The sequence below is a fragment of the Devosia sp. RR2S18 genome, from assembly GCF_030177755.1.
GTDB lineage: Bacteria > Pseudomonadota > Alphaproteobacteria > Rhizobiales > Devosiaceae > Devosia > Devosia rhizosphaerae.
The window spans coordinates 3,262,965-3,280,995 of sequence record NZ_CP126539.1; the positions used below are offsets into that span (position 1 = coordinate 3,262,965).

17 protein-coding genes, 2 tRNA genes and 3 pseudogenes are annotated in these 18,031 nt (G+C 60.3%); 11 read left to right on the forward strand and 11 right to left on the reverse strand.

Translation table 11 applies throughout. The features are described from left to right. Positions 1-60: 60 nt before the first annotated feature. Both QOV41_RS16025 and QOV41_RS16030 read right to left on the reverse strand, forming a co-directional pair. A complete protein-coding gene (locus tag QOV41_RS16025) occupies positions 61-1,053 on the reverse strand; it encodes an ABC transporter permease (RefSeq protein ID WP_284577802.1) in 993 nt (330 codons plus the stop codon). A 156-nt stretch (positions 1,054-1,209) separates the two neighbouring features. Further along, positions 1,210-3,207 (reverse strand): ABC transporter substrate-binding protein, encoded by a 1,998-nt coding sequence (locus tag QOV41_RS16030; RefSeq protein ID WP_284577803.1) that lies wholly within the window; start codon positions 3,205-3,207, stop codon positions 1,210-1,212. 236 nt (positions 3,208-3,443) lie between these two features. Here QOV41_RS16030 and QOV41_RS16035 point away from each other — a divergent pair, with 236 nt between their 5' ends. Both QOV41_RS16035 and QOV41_RS16040 read left to right on the forward strand, forming a co-directional pair. Then, on the forward strand, positions 3,444-4,472 hold the full coding sequence (locus QOV41_RS16035) for a LacI family DNA-binding transcriptional regulator (protein ID WP_284577804.1): 1,029 nt from the start codon (positions 3,444-3,446) through the stop codon (positions 4,470-4,472). A gap of 138 nt (positions 4,473-4,610) precedes the next feature. Beyond that, positions 4,611-5,846, forward strand: a complete 1,236-nt coding sequence (locus QOV41_RS16040) for an HAD family hydrolase (protein ID WP_284577805.1) — start codon at positions 4,611-4,613, stop codon at positions 5,844-5,846. A gap of 41 nt (positions 5,847-5,887) precedes the next feature. Here QOV41_RS16040 and QOV41_RS19875 read toward each other — a convergent pair whose 3' ends face one another. Further along, a complete protein-coding gene (locus QOV41_RS19875) occupies positions 5,888-6,070 on the reverse strand; it encodes a hypothetical protein (protein WP_415926776.1) in 183 nt (60 codons plus the stop codon). 82 nt (positions 6,071-6,152) lie between these two features. On the opposite strand from QOV41_RS19875, the gene QOV41_RS16045 reads away from it, so the two are divergent. The 6 genes from QOV41_RS16045 to QOV41_RS16070 all read left to right on the forward strand — a co-directional run bounded on the left by QOV41_RS16045 (position 6,153) and on the right by QOV41_RS16070 (position 10,432). Then, positions 6,153-6,509 carry an ArsR/SmtB family transcription factor gene (locus QOV41_RS16045; RefSeq protein ID WP_284577806.1) on the forward strand — a complete coding sequence of 119 codons (357 nt, stop codon included), beginning with the start codon at positions 6,153-6,155 and terminating at the stop codon, positions 6,507-6,509. Then, positions 6,502-7,029: an arsenate reductase ArsC gene (locus tag QOV41_RS16050; RefSeq protein WP_284577807.1), complete on the forward strand. Its 528-nt coding sequence runs from the start codon at positions 6,502-6,504 to the stop codon at positions 7,027-7,029. Before QOV41_RS16045 ends, QOV41_RS16050 begins: the two co-directional genes overlap by 8 nt. Further along, entirely contained in the window at positions 7,029-8,087 is a 1,059-nt protein-coding gene (arsB, locus tag QOV41_RS16055; protein ID WP_284581353.1) for an ACR3 family arsenite efflux transporter, read from the forward strand. Before QOV41_RS16050 ends, arsB begins: the two co-directional genes overlap by 1 nt. Next, a complete protein-coding gene (gene arsC / locus QOV41_RS16060) occupies positions 8,084-8,506 on the forward strand; it encodes an arsenate reductase (glutaredoxin) (protein ID WP_284577808.1) in 423 nt (140 codons plus the stop codon). The genes arsB and arsC overlap by 4 nt, the downstream gene beginning before the upstream one ends. Further along, entirely contained in the window at positions 8,499-9,197 is a 699-nt protein-coding gene (gene arsH / locus QOV41_RS16065) for an arsenical resistance protein ArsH (RefSeq protein WP_415926725.1), read from the forward strand. The genes arsC and arsH overlap by 8 nt, the downstream gene beginning before the upstream one ends. Before the next feature lie 335 nt (positions 9,198-9,532). Continuing rightward, the gene (locus QOV41_RS16070) at positions 9,533-10,432 is read left to right on the forward strand and encodes an NAD-dependent epimerase/dehydratase family protein (RefSeq protein ID WP_284577809.1); all 900 of its coding nucleotides are present in this window, start codon (positions 9,533-9,535) and stop codon (positions 10,430-10,432) included. Between the two features lie 55 nt (positions 10,433-10,487). On the opposite strand, the gene QOV41_RS16075 is transcribed toward QOV41_RS16070, so the two are convergent. The 4 genes from QOV41_RS16075 to QOV41_RS16090 form a co-directional block, all read right to left on the reverse strand. Continuing rightward, positions 10,488-11,360 carry a sugar phosphate isomerase/epimerase family protein gene (locus tag QOV41_RS16075; protein ID WP_284577810.1) on the reverse strand — a complete coding sequence of 291 codons (873 nt, stop codon included), beginning with the start codon at positions 11,358-11,360 and terminating at the stop codon, positions 10,488-10,490. Further along, positions 11,357-12,445 (reverse strand): zinc-dependent alcohol dehydrogenase, encoded by a 1,089-nt coding sequence (locus QOV41_RS16080; RefSeq protein WP_415926726.1) that lies wholly within the window; start codon positions 12,443-12,445, stop codon positions 11,357-11,359. The genes QOV41_RS16075 and QOV41_RS16080 overlap by 4 nt, the downstream gene beginning before the upstream one ends. A 154-nt stretch (positions 12,446-12,599) precedes the next feature. Continuing rightward, positions 12,600-13,730 (reverse strand): iron-containing alcohol dehydrogenase, encoded by a 1,131-nt coding sequence (locus QOV41_RS16085; protein WP_284577812.1) that lies wholly within the window; start codon positions 13,728-13,730, stop codon positions 12,600-12,602. Positions 13,731-13,910: 180 nt separating this feature from the next. After that, positions 13,911-14,465, reverse strand: a complete 555-nt coding sequence (locus tag QOV41_RS16090) for a hypothetical protein (protein ID WP_284577813.1) — start codon at positions 14,463-14,465, stop codon at positions 13,911-13,913. 29 nt (positions 14,466-14,494) lie between these two features. Here QOV41_RS16090 and QOV41_RS16095 point away from each other — a divergent pair, with 29 nt between their 5' ends. Continuing rightward, the gene (locus tag QOV41_RS16095; RefSeq protein WP_284577814.1) at positions 14,495-14,617 is read left to right on the forward strand and encodes a hypothetical protein; all 123 of its coding nucleotides are present in this window, start codon (positions 14,495-14,497) and stop codon (positions 14,615-14,617) included. Between the two features lie 311 nt (positions 14,618-14,928). On the opposite strand, the pseudogene istB reads toward QOV41_RS16095, so the two are convergent. The 4 genes and pseudogenes from istB to QOV41_RS16110 all read right to left on the reverse strand — a co-directional run bounded on the left by istB (position 14,929) and on the right by QOV41_RS16110 (position 17,340). Continuing rightward, positions 14,929-15,656: pseudogene (gene istB / locus QOV41_RS16100) on the reverse strand (IS21-like element helper ATPase IstB). Beyond that, positions 15,656-16,129 (reverse strand): annotated as a pseudogene (locus tag QOV41_RS16105) (IS21 family transposase); the annotation flags it as partial. The pseudogenes istB and QOV41_RS16105, both read right to left, overlap by 1 nt. Positions 16,130-16,526: 397 nt before the next feature. After that, positions 16,527-17,102 (reverse strand): annotated as a pseudogene (locus QOV41_RS19805) (DNA cytosine methyltransferase); the annotation flags it as partial. 163 nt (positions 17,103-17,265) lie between these two features. Continuing rightward, positions 17,266-17,340 (reverse strand) — tRNA-Gln (locus tag QOV41_RS16110). A 166-nt stretch (positions 17,341-17,506) separates the two neighbouring features. Between QOV41_RS16110 and QOV41_RS16115 the strand changes: the two genes are divergently transcribed. After that, positions 17,507-17,583 (forward strand) — tRNA-Pro (locus QOV41_RS16115). Positions 17,584-17,798: 215 nt separating this feature from the next. Continuing rightward, entirely contained in the window at positions 17,799-18,020 is a 222-nt protein-coding gene (locus QOV41_RS16120) for a hypothetical protein (protein ID WP_284577815.1), read from the forward strand. Positions 18,021-18,031 lie beyond the last annotated feature (11 nt).

Consider the following 18,031-nt stretch of genomic DNA (forward strand, 5'->3'; position numbering starts at 1 on the left):
GGGCGAAGCGCCCGAAAGGACAGAGTTGCGGTGTGCAATGCTGAGGACCGCATCATTTCACTAGCCCTGCTGATGCCGAATGCGGGGATCGAGCCAGGCGAGCAGCAGGTCACTGAGCAGCGTGCCGACCACCACAAGCACGCTCAGCATCAGAATGAAGCTTGCCGCCATATACATGTCCTGGTTCCGCAAGGCATTGAGCAGCAGCGGACCGGTGGTTTGCAGACCCATGACGATAGCCACGATGGTGCCGCCCGAGACGATGTCGACGAAGATGTCGTTCTGCCCTGAAACAAAGGGATTGAGTGCGTGACGCACGGGATACTTCATCAGCAGCGCGAACTCGCCCTTGCCCTTCGCCCGCGCCGCCATGACGTAGGGCTTGTGCAACTCGTCCATCAAGTTGGCGCGGATCACCCGAATGACGCTGGCAGTTCCGGCGGTGCCGAGCACGATCATGGGCAGCCAGAGGTGGTTCAGCAAGTCGAGCACGCGCGGCCAACTCCACGGCGCCTCCACGAATTCGGGCGAGAACAGGCCACCCACATTGATGCCGAACCAGGCGAAAGCGATGTACATGGCCGCTAGCGCGAGGAGAAAATTGGGAATGGCCAGGCCGAGAAAGCCGAGAAAAGTGGCCACGTAGTCGCCGGCCGAGTAGCGGCGTACGGCCGAGTAGATGCCGATAGGGATGGCGATGACCCAGATGAAAAGAAGGCTCGCAACTGAGAGGACGACCGTCAGCCCCAGGCGCGGCCAAATGACATCTTTCACCGGCAGGTTGAACGAGAAGGAGTAGCCGAAGTCGCCGCGCAGCACGACGCCGGTGATCCAGTTCCAGTATTGCACCATGATAGGCTGATCGAGACCATAGGCGCGCCGCATGGCTTCCTGTTCGGCCAAGGGCATGATGTCGCCTTGCGCGGCGGCGAGTTCGGCCGTGCGGGTGACGAAATCACCTGGCGGCACTGCGATGACGAGAAAGGAGATCAGCGACACCGCGATCAGGGCGGGGATCACGTAAAGGATCCGGCGGAGCATGAACGATCCCATCTGGTCTCCTTTATCGCAGAAGCCCCGCCCTGCTCTGAAGTTTGCTCGGGCCGGCAGGACTTGGCACTGGTGAAGAAAAAGGGCCGGCTCGGGAGGGAATAGACCGAGCCGGCCAGTTGGATGGCTCCTCGGGAGGGGCCATTCTGCGCAGGGAGCCTATTGTTTGAAGAAGAAGGTGGCGAAGTTGGCAGGAGCGGGGCCCGGATAGAGCCAGCCTTCGATCAGCTCGGAGGGCACGTTGCGCAGGTCGTTCTTGACCGAGCGGTAGTAGCCCGCCGGGTTGGCGATGCCGATGGTCAGGAACTCCTCGGCCAGCAAGTCGGTGAACTCAGCCATCAGCTCTGCCTGCTTCTCGCCGACTGTTGTCGGGATGGTCTGGCGCAGTTCATATAGACGCTGCACATTGGCTGGCGGCTCGACCGGGGTCACGCCTTCAGCAAGTTCTGCCTCAGGATTGATGCGGCGCGCGTCCCATGCTGCCCACCCCGACCAATTTCCGAGCGACCAGTAGCCATAGTCGTTCAGGAAGCGGCTGAGATTGAGCAGCGGGAGCTGCCCACAGCCATTCTCACCCACCCACACCGCAGCGTCGGCGTCTGGCTTTGCCCGGGCGTTCCCGAACAGCTCGTCGGAGTGATAGTTCACGGTGACATTGAGTCCGGCCTGCTCCCAGGTCCGCTCGATCAGCTGAAAGGCATCGACGGTGTCGGGCTTGAAGTCGGCGTTGATTTCGACGGTGAATGCGAACGGCTGGCCGTCCGGCCCGACGCGCACGCCGTTGGCGCCCTTGGGGATGATCTTATCGAGGTGTTCTTCGGCCTTGGCCAGATCGAACTCGGTGAATTCCTTGGCCAAGGTCTCATTGTAGAAGGGCGAATTCGGCAGCGGTGCCGGCTGGAAGGGCTCACCCTGACCGAGATAGATGGTGTCGATGATTTCCTGCCGGTTGATCGCATGCGATACGCCGGCGCGGAAGTCCTTCGAGCCGAAGACCTCGGCCTTAACGGGATCAGGATGGTTGACCGAGAAGCCGAGCACGGCCGTATTGTAGTCGCAGCTGGTCGCTGGAACGAGACGATAATCCCCTGCTTCCTGGTTGTCGAAGAACACGGCACGGTTCTGCGGCGTGGAGATGTTGCGCGGCGACATGGTGATCTGGCCCTGGATAGCCTGGAGCAGCGTGACTTCGGGATCGGTCGCAACGGCCCAGACGCGTTCACCGATATAAGGGAGTTGCTGGCAAGCGGGATCAACGGCGAAGTAGTAGGGGTTGCGGACGAACGTCACCCGCTCCCTGCCCAGAATGCTGTCCGTGCCGATCCAGGCGTGGATGGAGGGGCGCTTGGGATCGTTGAACTGAGCTTCGTCGCCATAGGAGCCGACGCTACCCTTCCACCAGGCGGCGTAGTCGGTGGCCGCGGCGGCTTCCATCATCTCGGCGACCCCTTCGGGGTTGGCGTCGATGTCGAACTGTTCCATGTAGTGCGCCGGGAACTGCACGACGCGCTGTCCATAGGGACCAGCCATGTTCTGCAGGAACAGCCCGTTGGGCTCTTCGTAGGTGAAGGTGACGGCATAGTCATCGACCTTGGTGACGGTCGGCTTCTTGCCATTGTTCATAACTTCGGCGCGCGGGCCGCCAGTCATGATTTTAGGATTGTTCTCGACCCTTTCCCACCAATAGACAATGTCGTCGGCGGTGAATGGCTCGCCATCGGACCACTTCATGCCTTCGCGCAGGTGGAAGGTGTAGGTGGTGGCATCCTCGCTGATGTCCCAGCTCTTGGCGATGCCCGGCACGACTTCGGAGCCATCGACACTCCAGCGTACCAGCGGCTCGTAGCCGAAGTGACGGAAGTCGGCGACGTTGCGGCAGCCCCAGCTGTCAATGAACTGACCACCATAGGTGCCGATCTCCTCGGCCGGCTGGATCACCAGCGGCTCAGTTGGCAGGCGCTCGGCCACGGGCGGCAGGCTGCCGGCGTCAACCATCTCTTTGAGTTGAGGAGCCTCCACGTAGCCGCTGGCGCAGGCATTGGCAGCGGCGTCTTGCGCCCCTGCGGGCAGGATCAGGGTACCCGGCATTGCCGTGGCGCCAAGCAGCACTGACGTCGTCGCCAGCAGCCGGGTGATACCGAAACGATTGATCTGCATAAGCTCTACCTCCCACGAAATGAACTTTCGCATCCTCCGAGGTGCCGGCTGGTGGGTTTGAGCCGGAAGCCTCATCCATCCGAGGATGCCTTCCGCCCTCCTCAATAGTACTCACGCTTATCGGTTTGGTGACGCCGTTCTTGTAAACGTTTTCAAAGATGGTTAGGATTTGGACGTGGCGGCGCGCTGTCATAACTGACGTATCCGCCTTTGTGGGCACAGCAAATGTTAGCAATGTGACAACAATAAAGGACGTTGCGCGGCACGCGGGCGTATCGATTGCGACTGTTTCTCGCGTGGTGAATGGCTACGCACATGTCCGGCCCAATGTGCGCGATGCAGTCAACAAAGCCATCGAGGAATTGGGCTATCGCCGCAACGAACTCGCCAGTTCGTTTCGAACACAGCAGAGCAATATCGTTGGCGTCCTGCTCCGGCAGCAGCGCACCCCGTTCAGCAGCGCTCTGGCCTATGCCATCGAAACCACCATGTTCGACCAGGGTTATCGGGTGCTCCTTTGCTCCACCAATGGCGAGGCGCAGCGTGAGGAGGCGTACCTCGAGACCATGCTGGACATGCGCGCACAAGGAGTCATCATCCGTCCCTCAGGTAGCAGTGCCCGCACACTCAAGCTGGTGGACAGCCTGCGTACCCGCGGCATTGCGGTCGCTTTTGTCGATATGAAGCCCAGGCTGGCCGCCGTCAGTTCGGTGGTTTGCGACAACTTTTCCGGCGGGTATCAAGGCATGCGCCACCTTCTTGGGCTGGGCCACCGCAAGATCGGCATCGTCGCCGGGAAAGTCGCGCAAAAGGGTGGCAGTTCCGACGTCGGTAGCGAACGGGTGCGCGGCATCCGTCAGGCTGCGCAAGACCTCGCGGTCGATGTGGACATCGTCTGGTCCCCTCCCTTCGAAGTTGCCAGTTTTGAAGTCGGCCGCGAAATGGGAGAGAGCATGATCGCGGCCAATCCCGGGATCACTGCGGTTTTCGCCACTACCGACATGCTGGCCATCGGCGTCATGCACGCAGCGCACGCCCTCGGCCTCACCCTGCCGCGCGATCTCTCGATTCTGGGCTATGACGGGGTCCTCGAGTCGGCCGTCACCTTTCCTACGCTCTCCACGATTGCCCAGCCAATCCACGAAATGGGCCAGATCGCCGCCAGCACGCTCATTGACCACATGAGCGGCGCCAGCACCTCGCCGCGCCAGGTGGTGCTGGAAAACACGCTGGTGCACCGCGCCTCCACCATCCCCCTCGCCTAACCTTCTGGCCCGTCCGCGCAACTAGGAGCTCCGCCGGCATGAATCGCCGCCGGAAGACCCAACAATTTCTCCCCTGGACTGCTTGCAGAGGCGGTTTGAAAACGATTACAAGATCCCTGAATGTGGAGGGGGATAGATATGCTGCCAGATCAAAACGCGCTCGCTTTGGCGCGCCGCCTAGCGCCGATGCTGCGCTTTGCGGACAATGAGCCGTTCCTGCCCACGCGCGTCGGCGTTACTCTCCTGCAGCAGCCGGGCCGCTCCCCTTCGGCGCCGCTTCATATCGACTTTGCACCCGGAGCTACCCGGGTGATCGAATATGCAATCTGGTGGGACTGGGACATCCAGCACCTCTACGAACTCGAGCATATCTGGCTCCACATCGATGCCGACGAGGCCGTGGTCCGGGTGGAGGCGAGCGCCCATGGCGGCAAGTTCCCGATGATCGACGCGAATGGTGACCTACCAATATTTGGCGGCCGGATAAGTCTCGTCTCCGCTCCTGGGAAACATGCCTTCACTGCCACCGTCGCCGACCAGGTGCCCCATTCGGAAGGCTTCCGGCTCGCCTGTCAGGAGCTTGCCGGCCGCAGCGGCATCCTGGTTAGCGACATGTTCACGGAGGCGCTGGAGGGACTGACGGCCGAGGATCATCGAGCCGTCAAACGCCATCTGCAGTTGCGCGCTTTTCTGCCCGCTTCGGACTTCAACCAGCACCTGGACCTTGCCGCACTGGATTTTTGCCCCTGGTCCGATCTGGCCGATTGGATTCCCGGACGGGTCCGCGCAGTCGTCGCGGACGTTCGAGAGAAGCAGCCGCTTCTTAAAGCGGTATTGCTCGACAGCGGCGACACTCTGGTCAACGAAGCAAGCGAGATATTTGACGCTGAAGGCTATGTGGTCGAGGCCGGGTTAATCCCGGGCGCGCTTGAAATGGTCCAGTCGCTGGCTCGCGAAGGTTATCGCATAGTTTTGGTCGCAGACGGGCGCGTCCGCAGCTTCGCTACTGTGCTGGGTAGCCATGGCATTGCCCCTCACTTCCACGCCCAGGTAATTTCGGAAACTGAGGGATGCGAGAAGCCTGACCGCCGCATGTTCCAAAAGGCGATGGCCTCGCTTGGCCTCAGCGACGGGGATGCGCAATCCACTGTGATGGTCGGCAATCACCTTGAACGCGATATCGGCGGCGCCAACCAACTCGGGATCATCAGCATATGGCAAAGCTGGTCCACCAAGCGCAGTCATATTCCGGCCAACAGTCACGAAGTTCCGCGCTACACCATACGCACCCCTGGCGAGTTGCCGGCGCTGCTCCAGGAAATCGAGCAGCAGATGGGGCGGTTCAGCCAGAACCCCTCTATAGCCTCGGGCTGACCTCTTGCAGTCGCCATAGCGTTGCGAGGTTCGAGACGGGTTTATGTGGCTTGCCGGTGGTCTGAGGCGAAACACCTCCGCACGAGCCTTCCTGCGCCTGTTGTAACCCGCCCGCCGGGATTGTCGACTTCCTCAACACAATAGACCAGCAAACCGCGCTTAAGCGCCACTCGGCCGGCATTGCTGATAACGCCCGGGCGCGCGTAGAGGCGCTGCGGCGGCATGGGCAAGGGATGAACTGACCGGAAATCGAGCAGAACAGCTGGTCGCTTGCCAAACACACTATATATCTATATTCCCAGATATATGGACAAAAACGAAGCCATTGACGTATTCAGCGCGCTCTCTCAGGCAACTCGGCTCGACACATTTCGGCTGCTCATGCAGCACGAGCCGGAAGGTTTGGCCGCGGGGGAGATCGCACGTCAGTTGGGCGTGCCACAAAACACCATGTCATCGCACCTGGCGATTCTCACTCGTGCCAGGCTGATCGAGCCTGAACGCCAAAGCCGAACGATCATCTATCGAGTGGTCGTCGATCGCATTCGACAGATCACGAGCTTTCTTGTTCAGGATTGCTGCGGTGGCCGCTCAGATTTATGCGACCCCCTCGTGGCCGAATTTACCCCCTGCTGCACCTCCAAGGACCCGAGCCATGCCTGACCGCGTCTACAATGTCCTGTTCCTTTGCACCGGCAACTCTGCCCGTTCCATCTTGGGCGAAGCCCTGATGAACCAAGTTGGTCACGAACGTTTCCGCGCATTCTCGGCAGGCTCCACGCCCAAAGGGGCGGTCCACCCGCTCACGTTGCAGACGCTGAGCAAGGCAGGCATACCGATTGACGGGCTTCGATCCAAAGCTTGGGACGAGTTCGCTGCGCCCGATGCGCCCAAAATGGACTTTGTGTTCACCGTTTGCGATAATGCGGCAGGCGAGGCTTGCCCTGTGTGGCCCGGTCAACCCATGACCGCGCATTGGGGCATTGAGGACCCCGCTGCGGTAGATGGCTCCGATTTCAAGAAGCAGGCCGCCTTCGAGGACGCATTGCGCTACCTTCGAAACCGGATCACAGCCTTTATGAGCCTGCCTTTGACCAGCATCGACCGCATGGCGCTGACTTCCAAGCTCCAGGACATCGGCGCCATGGATGGCGCTACCGGTCCGAACAAGGGCGCCGAATGATGTCAGTTTTTGAACGATATCTATCCGTCTGGGTGGGCTTGGCAATTGTTGCAGGCATTGCCTTGGGTCAGTTGCTGCCAGGCGTTTTCTCGGGGCTCGCCGCGCTAGAAATCGCACAGGTGAACTTGCCTGTGGCGTTGCTGATCTGGGCCATGGTTTACCCAATGATGATCGCGGTGGATTTCGGCAGCCTCCATCGCATCGCAGAACAGCCCAAGGGCCTAATTGTTACCCTGGTGGTCAACTGGCTTATCAAGCCCTTCACCATGGCACTGCTCGGGGTGGTGTTCTTCAAAGGGCTCTTTGCCGCCTGGATCCCTCCGGCAGACGCCGAAGGCTATATCGCCGGGCTGATCTTGCTGGGCGCAGCCCCATGTACGGCAATGGTGTTCGTCTGGTCTCAGCTGACTCGCGGCGACGCCAACTACACACTGGTGCAGGTTAGTGTAAACGACGTGGTGATGGTGTTTGCCTATGCACCTATCGTGGCCCTGTTGCTGGGCGTCACCGACATTCCGGTGCCGTGGACGACTCTGATCCTTTCGGTGCTGCTTTACGTCGTGGTTCCACTCGCCGCCGGTATTGTGACCCGCCGCCTGCTGCTCGAAGCAGACGGTGGCACCGCGCGGCTCGACGCGTTCACCACTAAGCTCAAGCCCGCTTCCATGGCAGGCCTCCTAGCCACGGTGGTGCTGCTGTTCGGGTTTCAAGGGAACGTCATTCTGGCGCAACCACTAGTGATCTTGCTGATCGCGGTGCCCCTGCTGATCCAGTCCTATGGCATCTTCGCCATTACTTATGCCGCCGCCTGGACGTTGCACATCCCGCACCGCATAGCGGCGCCGTGCGCCATGATCGGCACTTCCAACTTCTTCGAGCTGGCGGTGGCTGTGGCTATCAGCCTTTATGGTCTGTCCTCGCCGGCGGCCTTGGCGACAGTGGTTGGGGTGCTGGTCGAAGTACCGGTGATGCTCTCGCTTGTGGCGCTCGCCAACAGAACCCGCGAGGCCTTCGACGCCAACGCAAACGAGCAGCCCCAGGAGCGGCCAGCCCAATGACGACAATCATCTACCACAATCCTGAATGCGGCACTTCGCGCAACACGCTCGACATGATCCGGCAGAGCGGGGTGGAACCCGAAGTGGTGCTTTACCTTGAGAGGCCGCCCCATCGTGACAAGATCAGGGAGTTGGTCGCTGCGGCTGGTCTCACCTTGCGCCAAGCGATCAGGGAAAAAGGCACGCCTTTTGCCGAGCTGGGCCTCGAAGATCCCTCACTGGACGACGAGGCGCTGCTGAACGCCATTGAGGCGCACCCTATCCTGCTGAATCGGCCTTTCGTGGTGACGTCCAAAGGCACTCGGCTGTGCCGCCCTTCGGAGGTGGTGCTCGACATCCTGGAGAACCCCGACATCGGTCCTTTCACCAAGGAGGATGGCGAGGTGATCATCGACGCTGAAGGGAAGCGGGTTGCCTGATCTGCCCAACATTGTTCCGGCCGCTCTACAAGTTCCAGACCCATCCCGCCTCTTTGTCCCTCCTCCCCAGCACAGGCCGCGCATTCTCATGCTCTATGGCTCCCTGCGCGAGCGCTCCTATAGCCGGTTCCTGACTTTCGAAGGGCAGCGGCTGCTCGAAGCATTCGGGGCAGAGGTCCGCGTGTTCCATGCCAACGGCCTGCCACTGCCGAACGATGTTCCGGATGATCATCCCAAGGTGCAGGAGCTTCGGGAGGCGATGCTCTGGTCGGAGGGGCAGGTCTGGACTAGCCCGGAACGCCATGGCGCCATGTCGGCGGTGCTGAAATCTCAGATCGACTGGATACCCTTGCCTGGCGGTGCTATCCGGCCCACGCAAGGCCGCACATTGGCTCTGATGCAAGTGTCGGGCGGTTCGCAGTCATTTAACGCCCTCAACCAGATGCGCATACTCGGCCGCTGGATGCGGATGGTGACCATCCCAAACCAGAGCTCCGTCGCCAAGGCCTGGCAAGAGTTCGATGAGGCTGGACGGATGAAGCCTTCCAGCTTCTACGACCGGGTGGTCGACGTCATGGAGGAACTGGTCAAGTTCACGCTGGTGAACCGCGGCATAGCTCCGTACCTCACCTCCCGCTACAGCGAGCGAAAGCAAGCGGCGGCGAAGTTGGAGGCAGGAGCCTCCAGCTAGTACCCAAACATCCAAACGCCGCCCGACTGACCGAGTCTAACCCCGTTGCGATGGGACTGTAATGCGCCGCTGAGGCAGCACTACAACCAGATCTGACGTCGACGTGACACGCCGTCCCGCGAGCAGGAGCCTCGGACTGTTCTCTGTGCTCGTTATGCTGGTGGAGGCGTTGCTCAAGCGGCCTAGTCAGCACTATGACCATCCGGTAGGGAGGCGCTATTCGCAAGCCATTCCTTGCAGACACTGTTGGTACAGCCAACACTCGCAGTGCCTCCCCCTCAGCGTCACATGCGTTCATCGGAGTAGACCGACCAAAGGAAGGTATCTTTAGCATCATGAGCAAGCGCATCGTCTTCACCGGCGGCAGCGGCAAGGCTGGCCGGTACGTAGTTCCGTATCTGCTCGATAAGGGGCACCAGGTGCTCAATCTGGACCTCATGCCGCTCGAACATCCCGGGGTGACCACCCTGAACGTAGATCTCCGCGACAGCGGTCAGGTGTTCAACGCCCTTTCCATGCACTTCGACTTTGAGGGGTTGGAAAGCGGAACTGGTCCTGCCCCGGTGGACGCCGTGGTGCACTTTGCGGCCGTGCCCCGAATCCTGCTGCAGCCGGACAACGTCACCTTTCAGGCCAATGTCGTCTCCACCTACAATGTCATCGAAGCGGCGGTGAAGCTCGGCATACGCAAGATCATCATCGCTTCCAGTGAGACGACCTACGGCGTCTGCTTTGCCGAAGGTGACAAGGACTACCATAGCTTCCCGCTGGACGAGGACTATGACGTCGATCCCATGGACAGCTATGGGCTTTCCAAGGTCGTCAACGAGAAGACCGCCCGAGCCTTCGCAATGCGGTCAGGTGCGGACATCTATGCGCTACGCATCGGCAACGTCGTCGAGCCGCACGAATATGATCGTTTCCCGGACTTCATCGCGCACCCGCCATCACGAAAACGCAACGCGTGGAGCTATATCGATGCGCGGGACCTCGGGCAGATGGTGGACCTTTGCGTTGCGCGCGACGGTTTGGGTTTTCAGGTCTTCAATGCGGTGAACGACGAGATCACAGCCGACCAACCCACTGCGGAGTTTCTCGCCAAATGGGCACCCGGTACCCCGATTACGCGTCCGATCTCGGGGCAGGAAGCTCCCATCTCGAACCGCAAGATCAGGGAAGTGCTGGGTTTCCGGGAAGAGCACAAATGGCGCCGCTATGTAGATCTGGGGCACTGAGGCACATGGCGCCACAGGGGAAGAGTATCACGCCCCTCCCCTGCCCGGCTTTGCCTCAAGCAATCCCCTCCGCCTGCGCCACCGACTTGATGTGGGCAAGCCCGCGCCGATAGGCAGGCACGTCGAAGTGCTCCAGCATCAGCGGCACCTCGCGCCCGAGCCGTGCGATCTCGGTGACATAGGCGACATAGTCGAGATTGCCTTCGCCCGGCGGCACCTCATCGAAATGGAACGAGATCGTTCCTGGCCCGCCCTGCATGACGATATCTTTGGCATGGCACGAAACCACCCACGGCCCCAAGAGCTCGAAGGCCTCGCGGATCATGCGCCCGGATTTGAAATAGAGCCGCGGCGTGATCACCATGTTTACCGCATCGATATGGGTACCGAATTGCGGCCGATCGATCGCCCTGAGGAGCTTGAGGTAGTTCTCGGGCGTGTCGGTCACGAGCCACGGAACCATTTCGAGCGAGAACTTGGCTCGTTTTGGCTTCACCGCATCAATCACGTAGCGGGCAGTTTCAACAGCCCGCTCAAAGCCGGCTTCCGTCTGGTTGTCCGGATGGGGACCATAGTCGTAGTTGTCGCTGAGCTGCCAGGGATCTCCTGCATGGCCGACTGTGCCGTGGAACGCAACACAGGCCCGTGCACCCATCTCATCAGCTAGAGCGAGCTGATGAACGGCATAGTCCAGGTTGGCCTTTCGCACCGTCTCATCATGAGCGATCAGGTTGCGCCAGGCGCCACCCTCGGCGATGACCACGTCCGCATCGGCCATCGCCCTGACGATGGCAGCGATCTCGGCACGGCTCTCGATGCTGATACTGGGCATGTAAGCGGCATTGTAGCCGAACTCTACATGCGCTCTCGCATAAGCCTCTGGGTCACCGGTGTAGTCGATGCCATATCCACCGAGCCTGAACGTCATAGGGCAGGCTCCACTTCGGCCGTGTGCTTCGCGGGCATCTGGTCGGGCACCCCTGCTGGATAAAGGAGCACCTTGCCGCATCTGCCTGTCTCCTGAAGAGCAAAGGCGTCCGCAACATCAGCAAGGGCAAATCGGTGGGTGGTCAGTTGGTCTAGCAGCGGGCGAGCATCCCGCACCCGCTCCATCATGCGGTCACCAAACTGCTCGTGGTTCCAGTGCCAGCTGCCGTAGATCTCAACGCCCTTGCCGGTGATGCGCTTGACCGGGAGTTCGCCCGACCAGGTAACGAATGCCAACCGTCCTCGCGCCCGCAGCAGTTCGAGGACCACCGGCGGGGCTGCCGGATTGTTGCTGGTTTCGATCGCGGCATCGGCGCCATAGCCGCCCGTGAGTGCCCTCACCTGCTCGATGAGGTCGGGTGCCCGCTGATCGAGAACATGTTCGGCACCAAGAGCGCGGGCGAGTTCGGTGCGATAAGGATGGAGCTCCAGAGCAACCACCCGAGCGCCGATGATGCGGGCATTGATGATGGCTCCAAGCCCAACTGCACCGCATCCCGATACGAGGACCGTGTCGGACGGGGTCACCTGCATGCGCTCCATCGCCGTGAAACTCGGCCCCAGAGCGCACACCGCCATGGCAGCGTGATCGGTCTCGACGTCGTCAGGCACTGGATGGAGCAGATAGTCGGGCTTGAGCAGGTATTCTGCATAGCAACCGATCCCGCTGGAGGATCCAGTCTCAGCCAAAAGGTCCCGTTGCTCCGTGCAGTGGATGTGCTCGCCCGCAAGACATGCTGGGCAAGTGCCACAGCCGGCATGCGGCATCACCACAACCCGATCACCGTTCTTGAGGCGCTTGGACTGGGCAGCATCGACCACCGCTCCGACAGCCTCATGCCCAAGTTCGCAGGAGTGCTTACCCTCTCGCCAGGACTGCCACTCCGTGCACATCGGCGCAACCAAGACCCTAACCTTGACGATGTCTCCTGCTGCCCGTGGTTCTGAATGGTCAGAAACTATGGCGTCACGCCCACCCTTGATCTCTACGCTGCGAATGGCTTCCTCCTCACCACAACATCTCACTCTCCCGGTGAGTCACTAAAAGGTAGCGCGCTGAGGTACGTAACACAATCAGGGGCGCGAATTCGGTAGATGCTAATATTGCGGGCATTAGGGTTTAGCGAATATGCGCGACGGGAGACTTGAGCTGCGCCGCCGGCTACGATGAGTTGCTCTCCTACAGACTGTCCTCAAGAATTTGGCGGAAGTCATGTGCGCTGACGGGCCGCGGATTGGAAGCGGTCGAGTGGTCTTGGACAGCATGTTGGGCGATCTGGTCGAAGCAGTCGGCGGTTACCCCCATCTGACCGAGCGTCGCCGGTAGGCCTAGCCGTTGCGAGAACTTGGCCATCTCCGCGGATATGTCCGCAAGCTCTGACAGACCCATTGCTGCACGGATGCGCGCATACTTCTCTTCGCTGCCCACCGCATTGTAGCGCAGCACCGCTGGCAGCAGCACGGCGTTGAGTGTCCCATGGTGAAGCTTGACCGACTTCAGTCCCCCGAGCGGATGAGACAGCGAGTGTACGGCACCAAGTCCCTTCTGGAAGGTAAGGCCGCCTTGCAGGGCAGCCATCATCATCTCACGCCGCGCCGTAGCATCAGAGCCGTTGCTTGTGGCGATCTCAAGCCACCTCATGGCCCGGGCGAGACCATCGAGTGCAATGGCATCGGCCACCGGGTTGAACCGCGGGCTGAGGAAGGTCTCGATACAATGGGTGATGGCATCCATGCCGGTGGCCGCCGTCAGATACGGTGGAAGGCCAAGCGTCAGCTCTGGATCACAGATTGCAGCGCTCGGGATCATGTGAGGGGAAATGAACCCCAGCTTGCGTCCGTCCTCAAGGGTCAGCAGGGCCGCGCGTCCGACCTCGCTGCCGGTGCCTGCGGTGGTCGGCACCGCAACGACTGGTGGCTTATTCGCACCAATCCGGTCCACCCCGCCCAGAATGGCAGCATAGCGTTCCAGCGGTCCGGAGTGCGTTGTTAGCAGCGAAACCGCCTTGCCCAGATCAATAGCCGAGCCGCCGCCAACCGCCACGATGCTGTCGCAGCCGGCCGTCCTGAACAGTTCAACCGCTTGATGGGCGGCGGCTTCAGTCGGGTTCTCCGGCGTATCGTCAAACACGGCCGTATCTGGCTGAAGGCCGGATTTGGCCAGCACGGTTGCGAGCAGACCCGCAGCAACAATCCCCTTGTCCGTGACCACCAGGGGTCGCGACACACCCAGAAGCCTCAGTTCATCCGAAAGTAAGGAGACGGCTCCCGCTTCGAACTGAATACGCGTGAGGTATTGGATCAAGGCCATAGGGTTTCTCCTGTTGTCGCTGAAGGTTTAGACCCTCGGCAAACGCTGCGGAACCCGGCTCAGCAGCGATCCGCGACAAACGTCGTAGCAGGTGGTTGTGCGCCATGTGTCGGGTCAAACAAGGGCAGCAGCCACGCGGTGGATAGGCCCCGCATGCAGAATGGATGCGGGGCAGTACGATTATAGCGACTTTATCGGGTTAAGGCCGTTCTTAGAGGGCACCAGGGAGATGGCGTTGCTTAGCGGACGACCAAATTCGGGGATGCTGATCTCGAAGACGTCGCCAACCTGGGTCTTGATGCCGTCACCGAACGAGGCAACCGAAGTGCCCATGAATTGCACATGCACATCGCCGGGGCGCAGGAACTGATCGTATTTGAAGTGGTGATATTCAAGGTTTGCGAGGGAGTGGCACATATTGTCCTCGCCTGTGGGGAATGACTTTTCCCAGAGGGTTTCGCCGTCACGCAGAATACGCACGTTGCCGACCAGGTTTGAAGGCAAGTCGCCGATGAACAGCTCTGGGCCATAGGCGCAGAAGCGCAGCTTGGCGTGAGCGAGATAGAGGTAATTCTTCTTTTCGGTAACGTGGTCGGTAGTCTCGTTGCCAACCGCAAAGCCGACGCGCCAGGGCGTACCGTCCGGGGCAATGACGTACAGGCCAACAACTTCGGGCTCTTCGCCAGAGCCTTCGGCAAAGTCGGGCATGGGCAGCTGCCATTCGCGTGCTGCCATTAACCCTGCGAACCCGCTCCGAGCCCTACATGCTGGTGACGCGCCTGGACCGCACGGAGTCGCCGGTCATGCGCATGATCATCGAGGAACTTGTCGGCGTCGGCGCCACTCCCCAGCTGCAGTTGGGCATGTCTGAACCGATACTGGCATGATGCCATAGGCGGGAATCGGCGCAGGCTTTGACTGAGTTTGAAGATCACCTTGCACCTTATCCATAAGGCGCTAGCTACCTAGTGGTATGGCAAGATATTCGCTATGACTTACCCCGGCGCGTAAGGCTGCCGTGTCCCGGTGCCCAGCTGCCTTAGCCGTGTACTGGGTCTGGAGCCGACAACTGTCAATCGGCCCGGAACATTGACCCCTTGTCGGCGTCCAATGTTGACCCCTGATAGCGGTGATGAGCTGATCCGGCGCGGCGAAGCTGGTCAGGTTTGCGGCGCCGTGCCGGATCGGCGGGTGGGAGTCAGACGCGGTTCTTGAAGCGCCAGCTCTCGTTACCAGTCTCGACGATGTCGCAGTGGTGGGTGAGCCGATCGAGCAGCGCGGTGGTCATCTTGGCGTCGCCGAAGACCGATGGCCATTCTCCAAAGGCTAGGCTGGTAGTGACGATCAACGAGGTCTGCTAGTAGAGGCGACTGACCAGGTGGAACAGCAACTGGCCTCCGGATTGCGCGAAGGGCAGATAGCCCAGTTCATCGAGTACGACGAAGTCGAGCCGGCTCATATAATCAGCCATTCGCCCCTGCTTGCCATTGCGGGTCTCGCCTCGAGCTTGTTGACCAGATCGACGACGTTGAAGAACCGTCCGCGAGCTCCATTGCGGATGCAGGCCCGGGCAATGGCGATGGCCAGATGGGTCTTGCCGGTTCCGGTGCCGCCGATCAGCACGACGTTGCGCTCGTGCGCCAGGAAGTTGCCATCGGCCAGATCGTGCACCAGCGTCTCATTGATGCCGGTCTCGGCGAAGCTGAAGTCGTCGATGTCCTTGGCCAACGGCAGCTTCGCGATGGTCATCTGGTACTTGATTGAACGGGCCTGCTTCTCAGTGATCTCGGAGGTAAGCAGGTCGGCGACGACGCGTTGGGGGTCGTGCTGGCGCTTGATCGCCGTGGCGATGATCTCGTCATAGGCGCTCTTCATACCATAGAGCTTGAGCGCACTCATGGTGGTCAGGATCTCGGAGCGTTCCATTATATAGCCCTCCTCAGGCTGTCATAGCGGGCACAATCGACCAGCGGCTCCTGGCGCAGGCGCAGGTTCTGCGGCGTGGTCATGATGGTCAGCGGCGCCGTGGGCTCGCGCTGCCGGGACAGGATGTTGATGATGACGTCGGCCGAGCAGACGCCCTCGCGCATCGCTTGGCTGCAGGCCGCCTCCACGGCGGGCAGTCCATCATGCAGCACAGCGCCCAGGATGCTCACCATCTGCCGGTCGCCGTCCTTGACGCCCGCAAGCTTGCGCCTGACGCGGGCGATGCCGGCGGGCAATACCCAGTCCTTGAAGGGAGCGCCATTGCGCAGTGCACCGGGCTTGCGGGCCAGCACCGGCACGTAATGCCAAGGGTCGTACACGGTCTGGTCCCGGCCGAAGTTGCGTAGATGCTCGCTGACCATCCTGCCGTCCTGGCGCAGCTCGATCCGAATGGCGGCGGTAGAAACTTCTATTCTGGCGGATGAAGTCAATTTTCCACTTTGGAAAAGTCTCGCCATGACTCCGCGCATAGGCCGGAAGGGCACCCCTGACTTCCTCCTCGGACAGTCCAGAGAGGGAGCAACCGAGGGCGCCAGAGAAACCATGTAGGTTCCTCCACCCGATAGAGTACGGCGTCGCGGTGTCGTACGGGTAAGTCGCCCCGAACCCCATTGCCCAGATAGGAAATGAGGGCAGCTGTTCATCCACGGGAAGCCTGTCTAGCAGCAACTGCCAAACTTCGAGATACTGGAGCGCCATCGCAGACAGCGGACGAGCGTCTGCGGGCGCTTCGTCTAGTACATCCCTGATAGATATCTCGTCCGCTGTGTGTGTGGGAACAGGCCAGGAGAAGCCGTCAAGACCTAAGCGATCTTCAACGATGATCGCCCGCTCTCTGGATTGTGGCACACCGAACATGTGCGGCGAAAGCTTGTTGAAGTCGATTGTGTATCCGCAAGCACGCAGCCTTTCGCACACGGCCTTCCACGTCTCTCCTCCTGCGTGGCGGAGCAAATTTGGCACGTTCTCAATCATTAGAATTCGAGGCTTCCGCCTCTCGATTATCTTTACGAGGTAATCGAACAGATCCCCCCACTGGGGACAGTCGAAGCCCAATTGCTACCCAGCTTTAGAGAAGGGCTGACACGGAAACCCCGCACATAGGATGTCGTGCTCAGGGACGATCTCCCAGGACTCGCGGATGTCACCGGCAGGCCGTAATCCAAAGTTCTGCTGATAGAGATCTGCGAGTTCTGAGTTAATCTCGGAAGCAAAAACACACTCATGCCCGAGCTTGCTCAGTGCCTGATGGAACCCACCCAGCCCCGCAAATAGATCTACAAATCGCATACAGTGACGCTCAACAGTATTATCTAAAGGAGCCGATGAGGAATCACGTCGACTCAAGCACTTGAGCCATTTACGCACAACGGATGAGTCTGTCATCACTGTGAGACTTCCGTGCCAATCAGCAAAGCTGACCGTGTTGAGCCCAGGTATGTATGAATCTCGAACTTCGGAGGAGGGAAGCGAACGTGTACCACCAGCGTGTACTACCGGATGAGCCGCTCACTCCGTAAGCCTCTGTAATATAAGAGGTCTGTGAAACTGGCTGGGGCGCCAGGATTCGAACCTGGGAATGGCGGTACCAAAAACCGCTGCCTTACCACTTGGCGACGCCCCAACTTGGCGCGGTTCCTACACGCTTTGTAGGCGCTTCGCAACACGCCCTGAATGCCATCAAAACGCAGTGCGAAAAGCTTGAACGGCAGCACGGTCGCGGCTATAACCCGGCCCATCGCGACTGGCTGGCCTTGTGCCCGCCACCATTCCCGTGTCGCACCCGGTGACGGAGTATAGCGCAGCCTGGTAGCGCACCTGCTTCGGGAGCAGGGGGTCGAGTGTTCGAATCACTCTACTCCGACCAATCAAGCCCGGTCTCTTCGGAGGCCGGGCTTTTGTTTTCCCTTGCGGGATGTCCCTAGCGATTGCTCCGGATGGCCGATGCACTCGCTCTGGTCTAACCTGCTCTTGCAGTAGACTTGCAGAATTTAACTGTCTATAAAACTTGAATAAAATGCCATTGGAACAATCAACCGCTTGAACGGCTTACCCAGAAGCTGAACCGTGGGAGAAACGATCATGTTCGACCCCGCCCAATCCGACCCGCTGCTATTGTGGACGATCGACAAGCTCGAGCAATCCAAGGTGGTGCTCCGCGCCGAGTGCGATGAAGAGGCGCAGGTCCTCGGCAAGATTGAGGAGGCCATCGCTGCTGGCCACCAGTTGCTGCGATCACGCTCGCAGCCGCACCCCAGTGTCGCCAACGTCATTCCACTTCATCCGGTCCGCCGCGCCGGCTAGCCGCGACGCTT